Genomic DNA, 18607 nt, shown 5'->3' with positions numbered 1-18607 from the left:
GATATTCAAAATTTGTAATATCAATTTGCTATGCGCGCATACTATATAAACCACATTTTACTTCGTTGAAATGAGTTATATATTTATCTTTCAACTCTATTTAAAATTGAAATAAATGTACACTTCAAAAATTACTGGTTTGGGATCTTACGTGCCCGAAAATATAGTTACTAATGACGATCTCTCAAAGTTGATGGATACTAATGACGCTTGGATACAAGAGAGAACGGGAATAAAGGAACGCCGACATATAAAGAAAGGCGATGACAATTCTACTTCGGTAATGGCGGTAAAGGCTTCAAAAATCGCTTTAGAACGCGCCAAGCTTGTGCCAAACGATATTGATATGATTGTTTTTGCCACATTGAGTCCAGATATGTATTTTCCGGGCGGCGGGGTAGAAGTACAGGAAATGATGGGAATGCGCACCATTCCTGCTTTGGATGTTCGTAATCAATGCAGCGGTTTTATATATGCTTTGTCGGTAGCAGATCAATTTGTGAAAACAGGAATGTATAAAAACGTTTTAGTAATTGGTAGCGAAAACCACAGCGGCGGACTCGATTTTACTACGCGAGGTAGAAATGTATCGGTTATTTTTGGTGATGGCGCAGGAGCTGTAGTGGTTTCGAGAAATGAAAATGAAAAAGGAGGCATTCTTTCAACACACCTTCATAGCGAAGGACAACATAAAAACGAACTTTCGCTTAAAGGCCCCAGCACAGAGCATTGGGTGCCACAAATTATAGCTGAAAATCCGCAAGAAGATATTCCATATTATCCGGTAATGAATGGGCAGTTTGTTTTTAAACACGCCATTGTTCGTTTTTCAGAAGTAATTAAAGAAGGTTTAGAAGCCAATAATCTTGAAGTGAAAGATATTGATATGCTTATTCCGCATCAGGCTAATTTGCGTATTTCGCAGTTTATTCAACATAAATTGAAATTGACAGACGACCAAGTTTTCAATAATATTCAAAAATACGGAAACACAACGGCCGCTTCCATTCCTATTGCACTTACAGAAGCTTGGGAAGAAGGAAAAATTAAGGAAGGCGATTTGGTTGTTTTGGCAGCCTTTGGAAGTGGATTTACGTGGGGAAGCGCCATAATTAGGTGGTAAAACACTTCAGAACAGATAAAATAAAGAAAGCCTTTCAGTAAAACTGAAAGGCTTTTCTTTTACCTAAAAAAGGTATAATTCGTTAAAGGCTAATTCAAATAAATTATAAAATGAAATTTTAGGTATCTAATATATAGACAGATTAAAACACATAATAGTTTCACTACAAACCGTCATTTAACACAACAATAACACAGTTGGTATTAAACAAACAAACCCGAAGCATTTGCTCCGGGTTTGAATCTTTACTGCTATAATTAACACTAACCATCAACGTAAAATTGTCGCAGTAAAGAACAATAACTCTAACTACTACATAGACGTATAAAAGTTACAATTGTTTCATGCGATTTTTCATTTTAACGAATCTTTGTGAAATCTTGAAAGGTAGAATTGTATTTTTCATAAAAAAATATTTGAAATGAAGAACACATTAGTACTTGGCGCCAGCCTTAATCCCGGACGATATTCAAACATAGCTATCAACAGATTAGTAAAATACGGACATCCCGTTGTAGCAATTGGTTTAAAACAAGGTGAAGTTGCAGGTGTTTCTATTATTACAGAAAAGCAACCGCTTGAAGCTATTGATACAGTAACACTTTATTTAAACGCCAAGCGCCAAGTGGAATATTACGATTATATAGTCTCACTAAAACCAGCGCGTGTTATTTTTAATCCCGGCACAGAGAATCCTGAATTTTATGAAATTCTTAAAAAAAATAATATTGAAAGCGAAGTAGCTTGCACCTTAGTTCTTTTGGGTACGAATCAATATTAAGCCGAAAAACGTAAGCGCACCATTCAAAATAAGTATAAAAAATCCGAATTCAAAATTCAAGTATGCTAGGCTTAAGGCACTAATTGCATAGCCTACAAACGGCGTCAATATTGCTACTACGGGAACGAGTTTGTCTTTCACATTCCATTTTGTGAAAAGTCCGTACGCATAAAGTCCCAAGAGTGGACCATACGTATAGCCAGCAAATACAAATAGTTTTGCAATTACAGATTCATCGGCAATAACATATTTGAAGAATATTATTACGACAATCAAAAGAACAGAAACCAATATGTGAATTAGTTTGCGGACACGTATTTGCTTTGCTTCGTCGTATCTCTTTTCAATATCTAAAATATCTATACTAAAAGAAGTGGTTAGCGCCGTTAATGCGCTATCGGCACTGCTATATGCCGCGGCAATCAATCCTAAAATAAACAGCACTGCAACGCCAATTCCAAATTCATTTTGCATTGCGAGTATTGGGTACAATTGGTCTTTGTGGGCGTCAATTCCGTTTTGAGAAGCATAAACGGTTAGTAATAATCCAAGAACCAAAAACACAAAATTCACGATGGTAAGTACAATAGTAAACCAAAACATATTTTTCTGTGCATCTTTCAGGTTGCGGCAGGTTAGGTTTTTCTGCATCATATCTTGATCTAAACCAGTCATTACAATAGCTATAAAAGCTCCGCTAAGGAACTGTTTCACAAAATAATCGCTCGATTTCCAATCGTCAAAAAAGAAAATCTGGCTCATATCGCTATCTGCAATAAAAGTGAAAAGATCACTTCCCGAAAGTCCCAAATCTGTGGAAACAAAATATACTGAAACTCCAACCGCTACAAGCATAAAGAGAGTTTGCAGCGTATCTGTCCAAACGATGGTTTTTATTCCGCTTTTAAAGGTATAAAGCCAAATCAATAATATTGTAATGGTTACAGTAACCCAGAAAGGAATGTTGAGGTCGTCGAAGATTAAACTTTGTAATACTACAGCTACTAAATATAATCTAAAGCTGGCACCAACTACTCTTGAAAGCAAAAAGAAACTTGCCCCTGTTTTATACGAAGCATTACCGAATCTTCCTTCTAAGTAACTATAAATTGAAGTCAAGTTTAATCGGTAATACAATGGCAAAAGTACAGTTCCGATAACTGCATAACCCACTATGTATCCCAAAACCACTTGAAAATAGCTAAATTTTGAAGCTTCCACCCATCCAGGAACAGATATAAATGTTACCCCGCTAAGCGACGCGCCAATCATTCCAAAAGCTACTAAATACCAAGGCGACTGTTTGCCTGCCTTGAAGAAATCGGCATTACTACCACCCTTATTCGTGAAATAGGAAATTAGTATTAGAACTAAAAAGTAAGCAAGAATAAGTAGCAGTATATGTAATGGTTGCATAAAATTTAGATGCTAATGGTTAGGAAATTTAATTCGGGTAAAAATACAAAGAATGCTTACCCCACAATTTTTATTTTTAATACATTTGAAATCTTTGATTGAAAAAATTGTATAACTCCCTTAAACTTAAAAAAATGCGTTTTAAATTACTCTTAATTTTTACATTATTATTGGGTTCTTTTGCCAGTCAGGCACAAGAATATCTACAAATGATTGATGCCGGTACCTATAAGGTGCAAGATGTTATAGACAGTGCTGAAACTTACTTTGCTAATACAGACAAAGGCAGAGGAACAGGTTACAAACAATTTAAAAGATGGGAGTACAATGCGTTGCGCAGAGTAAAAGAAGATGGATATCTTCCCTCAAACCAAGAACGCTTAAATGAACTTCAACAATGGAATGCTTATCTAAACGAAACAGCGTCTAACAGACGTGTTCTTACCGATAATTGGCAAGAATTAGGACCAACATCATGGAACGCAACTTCTGGATGGAATCCTGGAGTGGGTAGAATTACTGGCCTTGCAATTGATGAAGGAGATCCAGATCATATGATTGTTGGAGCAAACACAGGTGGTGTTTGGAGCACAACAGATGGTGCACAAACTTGGACACCGCTAAGCGATTATTTTTCGAATCTTTCGGTTTATTCAGTGGCTATTGATCCTTCAAATTCTGATACGTACTTTTTTGGTTCAACTAACGGTAGTATTTATAAATCTACAGATGCAGGAGCAACTTGGGCGCTTTTAGGAACCATAGGGAATAGTAACGTAAACAAAATATTAATTAACCCTGCTGATACTAGTATGATGTTTGCTTCCGCAGACAATGCAGGTGTTTATCGTTCTACAGATGGAGGAATAAATTGGGTGAAGCCAGTAACTGATAACAGAGGCTATGATATTGAATTTAAACCTGGCGATCTTTCAGTTGTTTATGCTACAGGAACAGGTTTCCATAAATCTATTGATGGAGGGGCAACCTTTACTACAATAGGTGGTTTTGCTTCTGGACCTAAAATGATTGGGGTTTCTGAAGATGATGCAGATGTAGTTTATGTGTTAGAGGCTTCGGGCGGTAGATTCGGTGGTTTTTACACTTCAAGCGATGTAGGAGACTCTTTTACAAAATTGAATCACGGAGGCCTTAACTTTTTTGGTTATAGCACTAGTGGTAACGATAATAACGGACAAGCTCCACGAGATATGGCTATTGCTGTAAATCCAACCGATGTAAATGAAGTACACATTGCAGGAATTCTAACTTGGCGTTCAACCAATGGTGGTGTTGACTTTTCTTGTACCTCAGATTGGGTACCTGGAAATGCCGCTTCACAAAATATAGGCTATTGCCACGCAGATGTGGATGATCTTCAATTTTATGGAACTACATTATTTGCAGTTACTGATGGAGGTGTATATAAAGCAGCAAACACAGGAACGGTTAGCGCAAATTATTACGAAGACTTAACAGATGGTCTTGGAATACGTCAATTTTATAAAATTGGTGTGTCACAAACCGCAGATGTTATTGTTTCAGGAGGTGCACAGGATAACGGTACTTCTTTTTACAAAGCTGCCACAGGATGGAAAGACTGGTTGGGCGCAGATGGAATGGAATCATTTGTAGATAAAGCAAATAATAATATGTTTTTCGGGACTTCACAAGGCGGACAAATGTATCGTTCCAGTAATGGCGGAAATTCATATACAGGTCTTAACGAACCAGGTAGTGGGTCAGGAAACTGGGTTACACCTTTTGAACAAGATCCTACAGATAATGGTGTAATTTATGTAGGCTATAATATTGTTTATAAGTCAACAACATTTGGAACCAGCTGGACGGCTATTTCACAAAATCTGGGAGCGAATTTAGATAACTTAAAAATAGCTCCTTCTAACAACCAAGTAATGTATGCCTCACGATCAGTTTTTCTTTATAAAACTACTGATGGAGGAGCTACAGATTGGGTTCAGGCAACTAGCCCGGGCGGAACCATAAATTCAATCGCTATTCATCCAACAAATCCCGATAAAATAGCAGTAGCGGTAGGTGCTACTAATCGCGTATTGGTTTCAATAGATGGTGGTGAAACCTGGATTAATTATAAAAAGAACCTTCCAAACTTCAGTGCTTTCGCTGTAGTGTGGGACGATAATGGCCAAGACGGTCTTTATTTAGGAATGGATTATGGAATCTATTATATAGACAACACATTCACAGATTGGCAGCCATATAGCAACTTATTGCCTAACGTATATGTAAATGAGTTAGAAATAAACAATGTTGATGGTTTGCTTTATGCTGGAACTTATGGTAGAGGATTATGGTCTTCTCCTTTAGTATCTGCAATTGCTGGGGTTGAAGATAGAATTTCTGAAAGTAATGTTTCAATATATCCGAATCCTGCATCTTCTGAATTTACTATCGCTTTGCCAAAAGCAATGAAAGTTGAAGTAAGAATTTTTGATATTACTGGAAAACTGCTTATTTATGAAGCAGAAGCTTTAGCTTCAAACAAGCATGCGTTTAATGTTTCAGCACTTACTACTGGAACTTATTTTGTTCGTATTAATAGTGAAGAAGGAACAGCAACTAAAAAGCTTCTTATAAACTAAAAACAATTTTTTATACTAGAAATGCTTCAGGAAAAACATCTTTTTCTGAAGCATTTTTTTTATAACTTCGCAGCAGGAATTAGGCTATGGAATTTTCTTCAAAACTTCTTGAGAATGCAGTAAATGAGATGTCCCAGCTCCCAGGAATTGGAAAACGGACTGCCTTGCGTTTGGTGTTACATTTATTAAAACAACCCAAGGAGCAATCACAAAAATTAGCTGGTAGTTTGGTAAAAGTGCGCGAAGAGATAAATTTTTGCGAAAACTGCCACAATATTAGCGACTCAAAACTTTGCGAAATTTGCGCCAATCCACGTCGCGACGAACAACTGGTTTGCGTGGTGGAAGACATACGCGATGTTATGGCTATTGAAAATACGAGCCAGTATCGTGGTCATTATCACGTTTTAGGTGGAAAAATTTCGCCAATGGATGGCATTGGACCTGGCGATTTAAGCATTCCGTCTCTTGTTGAAAAAGTGAAAGCAGGAAGCGTTCGCGAACTTATTTTCGCACTTAGCTCAACTATGGAAGGCGATACTACCAATTTTTACATTTATAAACAGATAGAGCCCTACAATATTACAACCACTACAATTGCACGTGGTATTGCCGTTGGTGATGAACTTGAATATGCAGATGAGGTTACCCTAGGGCGAAGTATCCTGCATCGTGTTCCATTTGAAACTTCACTTAAAAACACTTAATCCTTGAAACTATCCGTTGTTATTCTTAATTATAATGTGCGTTATTTTTTAGAACAATGCATTCTTTCTGTCCAAAAAGCAATTGAAAATCTGGATGCTGAAATTATTGTAATAGATAACGACTCCAAGGACGATAGTTGCCAAATGGTCAAAACCCATTTCCCGAAAGTGGTTTTGATTGAAAATAAAGAAAATGTGGGTTTCAGTAAAGCAAACAACCAAGCCGTTGCTATTGCAAAAGGCGAATATGTTTGTATTTTAAATCCTGATACTGCGGTTGCAGAAGATACTTTTCAACAAGCTTTAAAATATTCTGAAAGCATTGCAGATATTGGCGCTTTAGGAGTTTATTTAATGGACGGGACGGGTAATTTCCTTTCCGAAAGCAAACGCAACCTTCCTACGCCAAAAGTTTCTCTTTTAAAATTAACAGGCTTCACTAAAAAATATTACGCCAATCAATTTTCAGAAACAGAACACGGTCCCGTAGATGTGCTTGTTGGCGCTTTTATGTTTCTTAAAAGAAGTATTTACAACGAGGTAGGAGGATTTGATGAAGACTATTTTATGTATGGAGAAGACATAGATTTGTCTTATAAAATAACCCAAGCCGGATATAATAATCATTACTTAGGAAGCACGACAGTCCTGCACTATAAAGGTGAAAGCACCAAAAAGGACGATGCGTATTTTGAACGTTTTTACGGTGCGATGCAGATTTTTTACGGAAAACATTTCAATAAAAACTTCTTTTTGGAAAGTTCGGTTTCTGCAGGTGTGGCTTTGGCCAAAACAATGCGAAGGTTTTCTTCGGAAGCAAATGTAAATATGCAGCCGAAGCTTGAAAGAAACTATTTTTTCACTGAAAACATTGAGCTGCTCGAGAATCTCTCGGCGAGTACGGCAACCGTTTTTCAGATGGTATCAAAAAACATGCACACGCTAATTGTGCTAGAAAACAGTCTATTAGTTTTTGATGTTGAATATATTTCTTACAATGAAATTTTCAGAATAATGAAACAGCTAAAAGGCAAAAACAATCTCTTCCGCATTCGCCCAACTGGCTGTAACTTCATAATAGGAAGTGATCAAAGCGACGAAAAGGGCGGAGTAGTTGTTTTTTAAGATAATTGAAACACTAAACGAGCAAATTTTAACTAATTTTGCAACGTTTTAAAACGAGCGCGAGAGTGCTTACAAAATTCGATATTGAAATTATACTATGGCAAAATTTGAATTGAAATTGCCCAAGATGGGCGAAAGTGTTGCAGAAGCAACCTTGACCAACTGGCTTAAAGAAGTAGGAGATAAAATAGAGGCTGATGAGGCGGTACTTGAAATAGCTACCGACAAGGTAGATAGCGAAGTGCCAAGTGAAGTTGACGGGGTTTTGATTGAAAAACTTTTTAACGTTGATGATGTGGTGCAAGTGGGGCAAACCATTGCCATAATTGAAACTGAAGGTGGAAATAACGACACAGAAAAATCTGTAGCCGAAAGCACCCCTTCACCAGAAGTAGTTAAACAAGTTGAACAACATGTTGATACTGCAAAAGAATCTACACAAACGGCAATAGAAAACACAGGAGATCGTTTCTATTCGCCATTAGTTAAAAATATAGCTGCCGCTGAAGGTATTGCACAATCTGAACTTGATGCAATAGCAGGCACTGGGAAAGATGGTCGCGTTACCAAAAACGATATTTTAGCATATGTTGAAAATCGTTCTACGGCAAAACAAACTTCGAGCGCTGAGCAACCACAAAAGGTTGTTGAAACCAAAAAACAGGAAACTGCAAAACCAAAAGCTGCTGTTTCACTTAGTAACGGCGATGAGGTTACAGAAATGACCCGAATGGGCAAACTTATAGCACACCACATGGTGGAAAGTACGCAAACTTCTGCGCACGTTCAGTCGTTTGTGGAATGCGATGTTACTAACGTTTGGAATTGGAGAAATAAAGTAAAAGGAGCTTTCGCAAAACGTGAAGGAGAGAATTTAACTTTTACCCCAATATTTATGGAAGCTGTGGCAAAAGCCCTAAAAGACTTCCCAATGATGAATATTGCCGTTGATGGTAATAACATCATAAAACGTAAAAATATTAACCTTGGAATGGCTGCGGCACTTCCCGATGGTAACTTGATTGTTCCTGTAATTAAAAATGCAGATCAGTTAAATTTACTTGGAATGAGTAAAGCGGTGAACGATCTTGCAAGTAGAGCTCGTGAAAACAAACTGAAACCAGACGATATTCAGGGTGGAACCTACACTGTTACTAATGTGGGGACCTTCGGAAGTATTATGGGTACACCAATTATCAACCAACCTCAAGTGGGTATTTTGGCTTTGGGCGCCATTCGTAAAGTGCCTGCGGTTATTGAAACTCCAGAGGGTGATTTTATAGGAATTCGCTTTAAAATGTTCCTTTCGCACAGTTATGACCACAGAGTTGTAAACGGTGCTTTGGGTGGACAATTTGTAAAACAAGTAGCCGATTATTTGGAAGCTTGGGATGTAAATCGAGAAATTTAAAATTATATAAAATATTGAAAAAGAGGATTTTGAGACTCAAAATCCTCTTTTCAGTTTTAACCTTTTTTCAAAGTTTGAATAAGAGGTATCTTTGCCTTTTTAAAATAATACAATGGAACTTAACTTAAAAAAACCAATCTGCTTTTTCGATCTTGAAACCACAGGAATTAATGTGGCTAAAGACAGAATCGTAGAAATTGCTATCCTAAAAGTATATCCTAACGGTAACAAGGAAAGTCATACGTGGCGCGTTAATCCTGAAATGTCCATTCCTGCAGGATCTACCGAAATACACGGAATTACGGATGCAATGGTTGCAAACGAGCCTACGTTCAAAGATCTTGCGCCTCAAGTTTACGCTTTGATAAAAGACTGCGATTTGGGTGGTTTTAACTCCAATCGTTTTGATATTCCGTTACTAGCAGAAGAATTGCTTCGTGCGGAGGTAGATTTTGATATGAAAAAAGCGCTGTCTGTAGATGTACAAACTATTTTTCACAAAATGGAAAAACGTACTTTGGAAGCAGCCTATAAGTTTTATTGTAACAAAGATTTAAAAGATGCACACAGTGCAGCTGCAGATACAAATGCTACCTACGAAGTTTTAAAGTCGCAATTAGACAAATATAGCGAGCTCGAAAACGATGTAAATTTTTTGGCCGATTTTAGTTCTCACAGAGACCATGCCGATTTTGCTGGTTTTATAGGTTATAATGAGGAAGGTGTTGAGGTTTTCTCCTTCGGAAAATATAAAGGAAGTGTGGTAACAGAAATTCTTGAAAAGGATTCTGGCTATTATGGATGGTTGCTCAATGCTGATTTTCCACTCTATACCAAACAGGTATTAACACGTATCCGACTTCAAAAGTTAAACACAAAATTTTAATTGCAAGATGAAAATAATCTGCATTGGTCGAAATTATGCCGATCATATAAAAGAACTCGATAACGCCAAACCTACCGAGCCCATTATCTTTTTAAAACCGGACACCGCAATATTATTAAAGAAGCAACCGTTCTTTATTCCAGAATTTTCAAACGATGTACAGCACGAAGTAGAATTGTTGGTTCGCATCAACAAAATTGGAAAGCACATTGATCAAAAATTCGCACATAAATATTATGACGAAATTGGTTTGGGGATAGACTTTACTGCTAGAGATTTACAGCTTAAATTGAAGGAAAATGGATTGCCTTGGGAAAAGGCAAAATCATTTGATGGAGCTGCGGTTATAGGAAATTTCATCAAAAAAGAAGAATTTAAAGACATAAATAGTATCGATTTCAGCCTGAAACGCAATGGATTAACCGTTCAAAAGGGTAATTCTATGCTGATGATGTGGAAAATTGATGCGTTAATCGAATATATTTCGAAATATTTCACACTAAAAATTGGGGATATTATCTTTACCGGAACGCCCGCAGGTGTTGGGAGAGTTGAGACCGATGATGTATTAACGGGTTATATAGGTGAAACAGAAATGTTTTCCATAAAAGTAAAATAAGATGACTAAATATTATGAAAAGGAGAATCTGAGTGAAATCGCTGATGGAGATCAGGATTTTTTGCAGATATTGGCGCAGACATTTCTAGATGAAATTCCGCCAGATTTAAATTCTATGAAAGAAGCCATAGAAAACGAGAATAGAGAATTGGCATATCAATTTGCCCATAAAATGAAGCCGAACATTGAAATGTTCGGTATAGATGCGCTAAAAGATATCACGAGCATTGAAGCGTGGTCCAAAACGTCTAAAAATAAAGCTACAGTTCTTCCACACTTGGAAAACGTGGTTTCCACTTTAAACCTTGTGTTTGAGGAGTTGAGAAAAGATTTCCAATTATAATATGCTTGCAGAAATTATTACTATCGGCGATGAGATTCTCATCGGCCAAATTATTGATACAAATTCAGCTCATATTTCAAAAGAGCTGAACAAAGTAGGGGTAAAGGTTTATCAAATTACTTCAATACAAGATGACTGCGACCATATATTGCAAGCTTTTAAAGATGCTAAGCAACACGCCGATCTCGTTATAATTACCGGCGGATTAGGTCCCACGAAAGACGATATTACAAAACAGACTTTCTGCGATTTTTTCGACGATGTTTTGGTTGAGAATAAAGAAGTGCTGCAGAATATTGAGCAACTTTTTAAGAGATATAATCTCAACAAACCTTTGCCTGCAAATTTCCAACAAGCAATGGTTCCATCGAAAGCCACTATTTTAACAAATCTGCACGGCACAGCACCGGGAATGTGGATGGAGAAAGACGGAGTAGTCTTTGTGTCTCTGCCTGGCGTTCCTTACGAAATGAAAAATCTGTTGCAAGATGAAGTATTGCCCAAGATTATAAGCCGTTTTAGCAGACCATTTATTTATCATAAAACGCTATTAACATACGGCCTTGGCGAAAGTATAATTGCCGAAAGAATTGCCGATTGGGAAAATAATTTGCCAGAAAATATTAAGTTAGCCTATTTGCCTTCTTTAGGAAAGGTGCGTTTGCGGTTGTCTTCCTCAGGAAAGGACGAAAAGTTCCTAAAAGATAGTATCGACTCGCAAATGGCGGTTTTAAACGAAATGCTTGCAGACATTGCAGTAGGCTTTGAAGATGAAACTAGTATTGTTGGCAGAATAGCACATATTCTCAATGATAAAAATCAGACTTTAAGTTTGGCAGAAAGCTGCACGGGTGGAGCGATAGTGCAACACATTATTGCTGAAGCTGGCGCATCTACTTTTTTATCAGGAAGTATAATTCCGTATAAAACTGAGCTAAAAACTAAGCTTCTTGGCGTTCCAGCTTCTCTAATTAAAGAATATACTGTTGTAAGTATAGAAGTAGCAGAAAGTATGGCTATTAATTGTTGCAAACTTTTTAATACAGATTATGCAATTGCAACTACCGGAATTGCTGGTCCCACAAAAGGCGACGGAAAAGATGAAGTTGGCACGGTATGCATTGCTATTGCTTCGCCCAAAGGAGTGATTTCAGAGAAATTCAACTTTGGAAATGACCGTTATCGTGTTATTGAAAAGTCTATAAATAAGGCCTTTGAGATACTTCTAAAAGAAATATCAAAAAACTAATTTTCTTTTGTTGTGCATAACAAAAGAATTACTTAAATTTGCACCCTGTTTTAAAAATAACTAAAAAGGTTAAGGAATGTCAAGAGTTTGTGAACTTACCGGAAAGAAAGCGATGGTTGGGAATAACGTATCGCACGCAATGAATAAAACCAAACGTAAGTTTGATGTAAACTTGCTGAAAAAGCGTTTTTATATCCCAGAAGAAGATAAGTGGGTAACCCTTCGTGTTTCGGCTTCTGCTATAAAAGACATCAATAAAAAAGGTATTTCTGCGGTTATGAAAGAAGCTCGCGAAAAAGGCTTTTTAACTAAATAATTGCACTAATCAATAAAGTCTATTACAATGGCTAAAAAAGGAAATAGAGTACAAGTAATTTTGGAGTGCACTGAGCACAAGGAGTCTGGACAAGCTGGAACTTCTCGTTACATCACTACCAAAAACAAAAAGAATACACCGGATAGAATGGAGTTGAAGAAATTCAACCCTATTCTTAAGAAAATGACGGTTCATAAAGAGATTAAATAATATAAGTCATGGCAAAGAAATCAGTAGCATCGTTACAAACAGGTTCAAAGCGTTTATCCAAAGCAATAAAAATGGTTAAATCGCCAAAATCAGGGGCATATACATTTTCTGAAGCTATTATGGCCCCAGAATTGGTAAACGACTGGTTGAACAAAAAATAACCAGCTTAAAATATTAAGATAAAGCCACTTTTTTACGAAGGTGGCTTTTCGTATTGCTACCAATTCATCACTTTCAGAGCAAATGGTTGAGATCGTTTTCCCTGAAAATAACAATGCAATCGTAAATTTTAAAATTTGACAAAGTTTGAAACTTTGTTTAAGTGAAAAAATCAACTAATTTTACTGATTATTGATTACGTACCACTGAACACAAAACCATGAGTCTATTTAAAAAAATATTTTCGAAAGAGAAAAAAGAAACGCTCGATAAAGGACTTGAAAAATCCAAAACTTCCTTTTTCGATAAGCTAAGTAAAGCTGTTGCCGGAAAAAGCAAAGTTGATGTTGACGTTCTAGATAATCTTGAAGAAATTTTAGTTTCCAGTGACGTTGGCGTAAATACAACTCTCAAAATAATTACTAGAATTGAAGAAAGAGTTTCCAGAGATAAATTTTTGGGAACCGATGAATTGAATAAAATTCTCCGCGAGGAAATTGCAGGACTTTTAAGTGAAATTGATTCGGGAAATGCAACTGAGTTTGAAATTCCTCAAAACAAAAAACCATACGTTATTATGGTTGTTGGCGTAAACGGCGTAGGTAAAACAACAACTATTGGTAAACTTGCCTATCAATTTAAAAAATCCGGGAAAACAGTAGTTTTGGGAGCTGCAGACACTTTTCGTGCGGCAGCTATTGATCAACTCCAGATTTGGGCAGACCGTACCGATGTAACAATTGTTAAGCAAAGTATGGGTAGTGATCCTGCAAGTGTTGCTTTTGATACTTTACAAAGCGCAGTAACTCAAAATGCAGATGTGGTTATTATAGACACAGCTGGCCGACTTCACAATAAAGTAAATTTAATGAACGAGCTTACAAAGGTGAAGCGTGTAATGCAAAAGGTTATTCCAGATGCACCGCACGATGTGCTTTTGGTTTTGGACGGATCTACCGGCCAAAATGCCTTTGAACAAGCCAAACAATTTACCGCTGCAACCGAAGTTACTTCACTAGCTGTCACGAAACTTGATGGTACGGCAAAAGGTGGCGTGGTTATAGGCATTAGCGATCAGTTTCAGATACCTGTAAAATATATTGGCGTTGGCGAACGAATGGAAGATCTTCAAGTGTTCAACAAACATGAATTTGTAGATTCATTCTTTAAATAAATGGAAGCTAAAGAAACTCAAAAACCCAGCAAACTTTTTCAATATATACTAATACTCTTAGTAGGTTATGTGGGAATTCTTACTGGTTATCATGGTTTTAATATTATTCGATATTTCATAAAATCGGTGCCAAATCCTTTGATGCCAATAGATTTATATAAATCTATTGCTTTTCCTTATTTGTCTTTTATTCCGTTTCTTTTGGGATTACTTATTTTAGGGGTTTATTTTCTAAATAAGAAATATTTCAAAAAAGGACATGTAATTTTTTATATAATATTAATTCTGCTTTTTCATCTTTCGCAAAGCAGTCTTCTCACTTTTTTCGATAGTTTCAATCCTTACGGAGGCTAAAAATTCGAATACTAAGCATAAAAAAAACCTACAAGGTTTTGGAAACCTTGCAGGTTATTTGACTATATTCTTTTCTCTATTTGTGAATTCGTGGCTTTTTTTAGTCTTACATCTTACGTCTTTTAGCGAAGCGGTCTTAAGTCTTTTTACAGTGTTTCCTTCAGCCAACTGAAAAATTCACGTTGCCAAACCAGCGCATTTTGTTGTTTTAACACCCAGTGGTTTTCTTCGGGGAAATAAAGAAGTTTGCTCTTTATTCCTTTTAACTGTGCTGCTTGAAAAGCTCCTAATCCTTGTTCAATTGGAACGCGATAATCTTTTCCTCCTTGAATAATCATAATTGGAGTGTCCCATTTATCTACGTAAGAGATTGGATTGAATTCATTAAATGACTTCTGTGCTGTAGCGTTGTCTTTTTCCCAATAAGCACCGCCCATATCGTAATTTACAAAGAATAATTCCTCTGTAGTTCCGTACATTGCGCGCGTATCAAAAACCCCATCGTGAGCGATAAATGTTTTAAATCGACCATCGTGATTTCCAGCTAACCAAAACACAGAATACCCACCAAAACTAGCGCCAATAGCGCCTAAACGGTCTTTGTCTACATAGCTTTCTTTTGAAATATCGTCTATTGCATCAAGATAATCTTGCATTGCACCACCGCCCCAGTCGCCACTAATTGCTTTGTTCCATTCCACACCGTGTCCTGGCATTCCGCGACGGTTTGGTGCTACAATAATGTAGCCTTCCGAAGCCATTAATTGAAAATTCCAACGTGTAGAATAAAATTGAGATAGCGCAGATTGTGGCCCACCTTGAGCATAAAGCAAGGTTGGATACTTTTTATTTTTATCGAAGTTTGGCGGTAAAATTACCCACACCAACATTTGTTTATTGTCTTTGGTTGTAACCATTCTTTTTTCAACTGTTGGCAAATCTAACTTTCCGTAGAATTCGTTATTTACTTGGGTTAGCTGGTTGAAGGTTTTGCTTTTCAAATCGAAAGAGAAAATTTCTGAAGCGTGATTCATGTCAGTTCGGGTAACAATTAACTGACCGTTCTTTTCGGCAACAATACTTGTAACGTCAAATTGTCCTTTTGAAAGTTGCTCCACGACTGGCATTTTTTTGGTTTTGCCCGGATAATCAACTTTAAAAATTTGTTGGGTTCCATCAACCGGAGCTGTGAAGTAAATGTCTTTATTGTTGTTGGCCCAAGTAAAATCATTTACCGTTCCATCCCATTGCGCGGTTAAGTTTTGTTTCACACCATTTTGAAGCACGATAATATCATTCTTGTCTGCTTCATAACCATCAGTTTTCATTTGAAGCCACGCCAGCGCTCCTTCTTTCGAAAACCCCGGTTGGGTATCGTATCCCTTATTTTCTTCAGTAATATTTTCAGTTAGTTTACTGGCTAGATTGTATTTGTATATATCTGTATTCGTGCTAGTAGCATATTCTGTTCCAGCTACTTTTTTGCTTACATAATAGATGTTTTCGCCTTTTGGTCCCCAGATATAATCCTCATCGCCACCAAAAGGTGCTTGCGGCGTATAATAAGGTTGTTGCGGAGTAATATCTGTTTCGGCACCTGTTTTCACATCTTTATAAAAAACGTGATTGTAGCTACCATCGTTATAAGTATCCCAATGGCGATAGTCTAATGAAGTAAAAACATAGGCATCGCTATTGGGTAAGTCGCTGTAAATATCTTTTCCCGTAATGTCTTTAACATGCACGGCTTTATTTATTAATTGGAATTGTCCATTTGGAGAAACATTCTTATCGGCGACAATTGCTTCTTCTTTTGAAATTTCCGCAAAGTTTCCACCTGTTACAGCCATTTTGTAATATTTGGAATCAAAGCTATTCTCTTCCATATTCGGAGTTGAAACCTTGTAGAACAATTGTTTTCCATCATTAGAAATTCCAATTGGGCTTACTTTTTTCACCTGCCATAAAAGCTCAGGTGTCATCGTCTTTTGAGCGAACAAAAAGCCGGCGCATAGAAAGGCCAGCAGAAAAGTTATTTTTTTCATCTGTATAAAATATTTGAATTTTTAAGAGTTGTAAAGTTACTCAAAAAAGTTGGCAGTGTTTAATGGCAGTTTGCAGAAAGCCACTAATAGGAGTCAGAATTACCCAGTGCGTTTTGTGATTTGTTTCGGTTTTTTCGTGGTATCTTTGCACCCCGATAATAAAAAATTATATGCGTACCAAAACCTTAAAGAAGAACAAGATAAACGTAGTAACCCTTGGTTGCTCCAAGAATGTATACGACAGCGAAGTGCTGATGGGCCAACTGCGTGCCAGCAATAAAGAAGTGGTACACGAGGAGGAAGGTAACATTGTGGTTATTAATACCTGCGGTTTTATTGCAAATGCTAAAGAAGAAAGTATAAACACTATTCTTGAATACGTTCAAAAAAAGGAGGAAGGCATTGTAGATAAAGTTTTTGTTACTGGTTGTCTTTCCGAAAGATATAAGCCAGATCTTCAAAAGGAAATTCCAAATGTAGATGCATATTTCGGTACTACTGAATTGCCAAGCCTGCTAAAAGCTTTGGGCGCAGATTATAAACACGAATTAATAGGAGAACGAGTTACAACAACTCCAAAAAACTACGCATATTTTAAAATTGCCGAAGGTTGTGATCGCCCTTGTTCATTCTGTGCCATCCCAATTATGCGTGGAAAACACAGAAGTACGCCAATTGAAGATTTGGTAATTGAAGCTGAAAAGCTCGCTGCTAAAGGCGTTAAGGAATTGATATTAATCGCTCAAGATTTAACTTATTACGGCTTAGACATATACAAAAAACGAAATCTTGCAGAATTGTTGCAAGAGCTCGTAAAAGTGGAAGGTATAGAATGGATTCGTTTGCATTATGCATTCCCAACGGGTTTCCCGATGGACGTTTTAGATGTAATGCGAAACGAGCCGAAAGTTTGTAATTATATAGACATTCCGCTGCAGCATATTTCAGATTCTATTTTGAAGTCGATGCGCCGCGGAACTACAAAAGCGAAGACTACAAAATTATTGGAAGATTTTAGAGCAGCCGTTCCCGAAATGACAATTAGAACTACACTTATCGTTGGCTATCCGGGAGAAACTGAAGAAGATTTCCAAACCTTGAAGCAATGGGTATCAGACATGCGTTTTGAACGTTTGGGTTGTTTTACTTATAGTCACGAAGAAAATACACACGCTTATAATTTGGAAGACGATGTGCCAGAAGATGTAAAAATGGACCGCGCCAACCAGATAATGGAAATACAATCTCAGATTTCTTGGGAATTGAACCAGCTAAAAATTGGCAAGGAATTCCGCGTAGTAATTGATAGAAAAGAAGGTGGGTATTTTGTGGGAAGAACCGAATTTGATAGCCCAGATGTAGACAACGAAGTATTGATTAATGCTGAAGATGACTATTTGCGTGCAGGTGAATTTTTCAATGTAAAAATTACAGCTGCCGAAGATTTTGATCTTTACGCGGAGGTTGTAAGATAGTTACCTTGAGCGCAGTTGAAGGGTAGTGGTTAATAATTTTATTATCTTAGTTCATTAATTAATTGCAAATGAACCTTGAAGCAGAAAAAATAGAGCTAATACAGTTATTGTTGGATTCTGAAAGCGAAGAAGTCTTGAAAGAAATAAAGCAATTACTAAAGCGCGAACAGAATCGAGAACTTTCAGACTCACAAATGGCCGAACTTGACCATCGTTTGAAGAAAAATTCAGAAGGAGAAATGAAATTCTATTCTTTGGACGAGTTTGAAAATAGATTAAACGAACCTGATTAATGTATCCTATTGTAATATCTGAAGAAGCAACTTTAGATGTTGTGGATGCCTTGGATTGGTATAAAAAACGGAGCAGTAAACTTTCGGACAGGTTAAAAACAGAGATTAATAACGGCTTCGAATATATCAGAAAAACACCTTTTTCATTCCAGCTTAAATTTAAAGACGTTCGTGTTAGTTATTGCAGGACCTTCCCTTATGGAATCCATTATATTATTGAAAACGAAACTATAAAAGTAATCGCTCTATTTCACACGAGTCGCGACCCTAAAAACTGGGAGAACAGAAATATTTAGC

At 36.9% G+C, this 18607-nt stretch carries 20 protein-coding genes; 18 read left to right on the top strand and 2 right to left on the bottom strand.

Annotation, left to right across the window (positions count from 1 at the left end; translation table 11 throughout):
- Positions 1 to 115: 115 nt before the first annotated feature.
- Together AC3RVF_RS05575 and AC3RVF_RS05570 are read left to right on the top strand one after the other, a co-directional pair.
- The gene (locus AC3RVF_RS05575; RefSeq protein ID WP_489692951.1) at positions 116 to 1123 is read left to right on the top strand and encodes a 3-oxoacyl-ACP synthase III family protein; all 1008 of its coding nucleotides are present in this window, start codon (positions 116 to 118) and stop codon (positions 1121 to 1123) included.
- Between the two features lie 421 nt (positions 1124 to 1544).
- Positions 1545 to 1904 (top strand): CoA-binding protein, encoded by a 360-nt coding sequence (locus AC3RVF_RS05570; protein WP_489692443.1) that lies wholly within the window; start codon positions 1545 to 1547, stop codon positions 1902 to 1904.
- Here the strand turns inward: AC3RVF_RS05570 and AC3RVF_RS05565 are convergent.
- On the bottom strand, positions 1875 to 3320 hold the full coding sequence (locus AC3RVF_RS05565; protein ID WP_489692444.1) for a sodium:solute symporter: 1446 nt from the start codon (positions 3318 to 3320) through the stop codon (positions 1875 to 1877). The two genes, AC3RVF_RS05570 and AC3RVF_RS05565, sit on opposite strands and share 30 nt — an antisense overlap.
- Before the next feature lie 134 nt (positions 3321 to 3454).
- Between AC3RVF_RS05565 and AC3RVF_RS05560 the strand changes: the two genes are divergently transcribed.
- The 13 genes from AC3RVF_RS05560 to AC3RVF_RS05500 all read left to right on the top strand — a co-directional run bounded on the left by AC3RVF_RS05560 (position 3455) and on the right by AC3RVF_RS05500 (position 14497).
- Positions 3455 to 5944, top strand: a complete 2490-nt coding sequence (locus AC3RVF_RS05560; protein ID WP_489692950.1) for a T9SS type A sorting domain-containing protein — start codon at positions 3455 to 3457, stop codon at positions 5942 to 5944.
- Between the two features lie 86 nt (positions 5945 to 6030).
- Positions 6031 to 6651, top strand: a complete 621-nt coding sequence (gene recR, locus AC3RVF_RS05555; protein ID WP_489692446.1) for a recombination mediator RecR — start codon at positions 6031 to 6033, stop codon at positions 6649 to 6651.
- A gap of 3 nt (positions 6652 to 6654) precedes the next feature.
- Positions 6655 to 7776: a glycosyltransferase family 2 protein gene (locus AC3RVF_RS05550; protein WP_489692447.1), complete on the top strand. Its 1122-nt coding sequence runs from the start codon at positions 6655 to 6657 to the stop codon at positions 7774 to 7776.
- A gap of 97 nt (positions 7777 to 7873) precedes the next feature.
- A complete protein-coding gene (locus AC3RVF_RS05545; RefSeq protein ID WP_489692448.1) occupies positions 7874 to 9187 on the top strand; it encodes a dihydrolipoamide acetyltransferase family protein in 1314 nt (437 codons plus the stop codon).
- A gap of 112 nt (positions 9188 to 9299) precedes the next feature.
- Positions 9300 to 10073, top strand: a complete 774-nt coding sequence (locus tag AC3RVF_RS05540; protein WP_489692449.1) for an exonuclease domain-containing protein — start codon at positions 9300 to 9302, stop codon at positions 10071 to 10073.
- A 7-nt stretch (positions 10074 to 10080) separates the two neighbouring features.
- Positions 10081 to 10692, top strand: a complete 612-nt coding sequence (locus AC3RVF_RS05535) for a fumarylacetoacetate hydrolase family protein (protein ID WP_489692450.1) — start codon at positions 10081 to 10083, stop codon at positions 10690 to 10692.
- 1 nt (position 10693) lies between these two features.
- Positions 10694 to 11035 carry an Hpt domain-containing protein gene (locus AC3RVF_RS05530; protein ID WP_489692451.1) on the top strand — a complete coding sequence of 114 codons (342 nt, stop codon included), beginning with the start codon at positions 10694 to 10696 and terminating at the stop codon, positions 11033 to 11035.
- Between the two features lies 1 nt (position 11036).
- On the top strand, positions 11037 to 12284 hold the full coding sequence (locus tag AC3RVF_RS05525) for a CinA family nicotinamide mononucleotide deamidase-related protein (protein ID WP_489692452.1): 1248 nt from the start codon (positions 11037 to 11039) through the stop codon (positions 12282 to 12284).
- A gap of 76 nt (positions 12285 to 12360) precedes the next feature.
- Positions 12361 to 12600 carry a 50S ribosomal protein L28 gene (gene rpmB / locus AC3RVF_RS05520; RefSeq protein ID WP_014782807.1) on the top strand — a complete coding sequence of 80 codons (240 nt, stop codon included), beginning with the start codon at positions 12361 to 12363 and terminating at the stop codon, positions 12598 to 12600.
- Between the two features lie 27 nt (positions 12601 to 12627).
- On the top strand, positions 12628 to 12810 hold the full coding sequence (gene rpmG, locus AC3RVF_RS05515) for a 50S ribosomal protein L33 (protein ID WP_014782808.1): 183 nt from the start codon (positions 12628 to 12630) through the stop codon (positions 12808 to 12810).
- Between the two features lie 8 nt (positions 12811 to 12818).
- Positions 12819 to 12971, top strand: a complete 153-nt coding sequence (locus tag AC3RVF_RS05510) for a DUF4295 domain-containing protein (RefSeq protein ID WP_489692453.1) — start codon at positions 12819 to 12821, stop codon at positions 12969 to 12971.
- 218 nt (positions 12972 to 13189) lie between these two features.
- Positions 13190 to 14143 (top strand): signal recognition particle-docking protein FtsY, encoded by a 954-nt coding sequence (gene ftsY, locus AC3RVF_RS05505; RefSeq protein ID WP_489692454.1) that lies wholly within the window; start codon positions 13190 to 13192, stop codon positions 14141 to 14143.
- Positions 14144 to 14497 (top strand): hypothetical protein, encoded by a 354-nt coding sequence (locus AC3RVF_RS05500; protein ID WP_489692455.1) that lies wholly within the window; start codon positions 14144 to 14146, stop codon positions 14495 to 14497.
- A gap of 146 nt (positions 14498 to 14643) precedes the next feature.
- On the opposite strand, the gene AC3RVF_RS05495 is transcribed toward AC3RVF_RS05500, so the two are convergent.
- Positions 14644 to 16542 carry a S9 family peptidase gene (locus AC3RVF_RS05495; RefSeq protein WP_489692949.1) on the bottom strand — a complete coding sequence of 633 codons (1899 nt, stop codon included), beginning with the start codon at positions 16540 to 16542 and terminating at the stop codon, positions 14644 to 14646.
- 170 nt (positions 16543 to 16712) lie between these two features.
- Between AC3RVF_RS05495 and rimO the strand changes: the two genes are divergently transcribed.
- The 3 genes from rimO (at position 16713) to AC3RVF_RS05480 (ending at position 18606) form a co-directional block, all read left to right on the top strand.
- Positions 16713 to 18017, top strand: a complete 1305-nt coding sequence (gene rimO, locus AC3RVF_RS05490) for a 30S ribosomal protein S12 methylthiotransferase RimO (RefSeq protein ID WP_489692457.1) — start codon at positions 16713 to 16715, stop codon at positions 18015 to 18017.
- Positions 18018 to 18085: 68 nt separating this feature from the next.
- Entirely contained in the window at positions 18086 to 18310 is a 225-nt protein-coding gene (locus AC3RVF_RS05485) for an addiction module protein (protein ID WP_489692458.1), read from the top strand.
- Positions 18310 to 18606: a type II toxin-antitoxin system RelE/ParE family toxin gene (locus AC3RVF_RS05480; RefSeq protein WP_489692459.1), complete on the top strand. Its 297-nt coding sequence runs from the start codon at positions 18310 to 18312 to the stop codon at positions 18604 to 18606. The genes AC3RVF_RS05485 and AC3RVF_RS05480 overlap by 1 nt, the downstream gene beginning before the upstream one ends.
- Position 18607: the final 1 nt, after the last annotated feature.

Source organism: Aequorivita sp. IT1183 (genome assembly GCF_058068265.1).
This window is presented reverse-complemented; position numbering and strand designations above follow the sequence as displayed.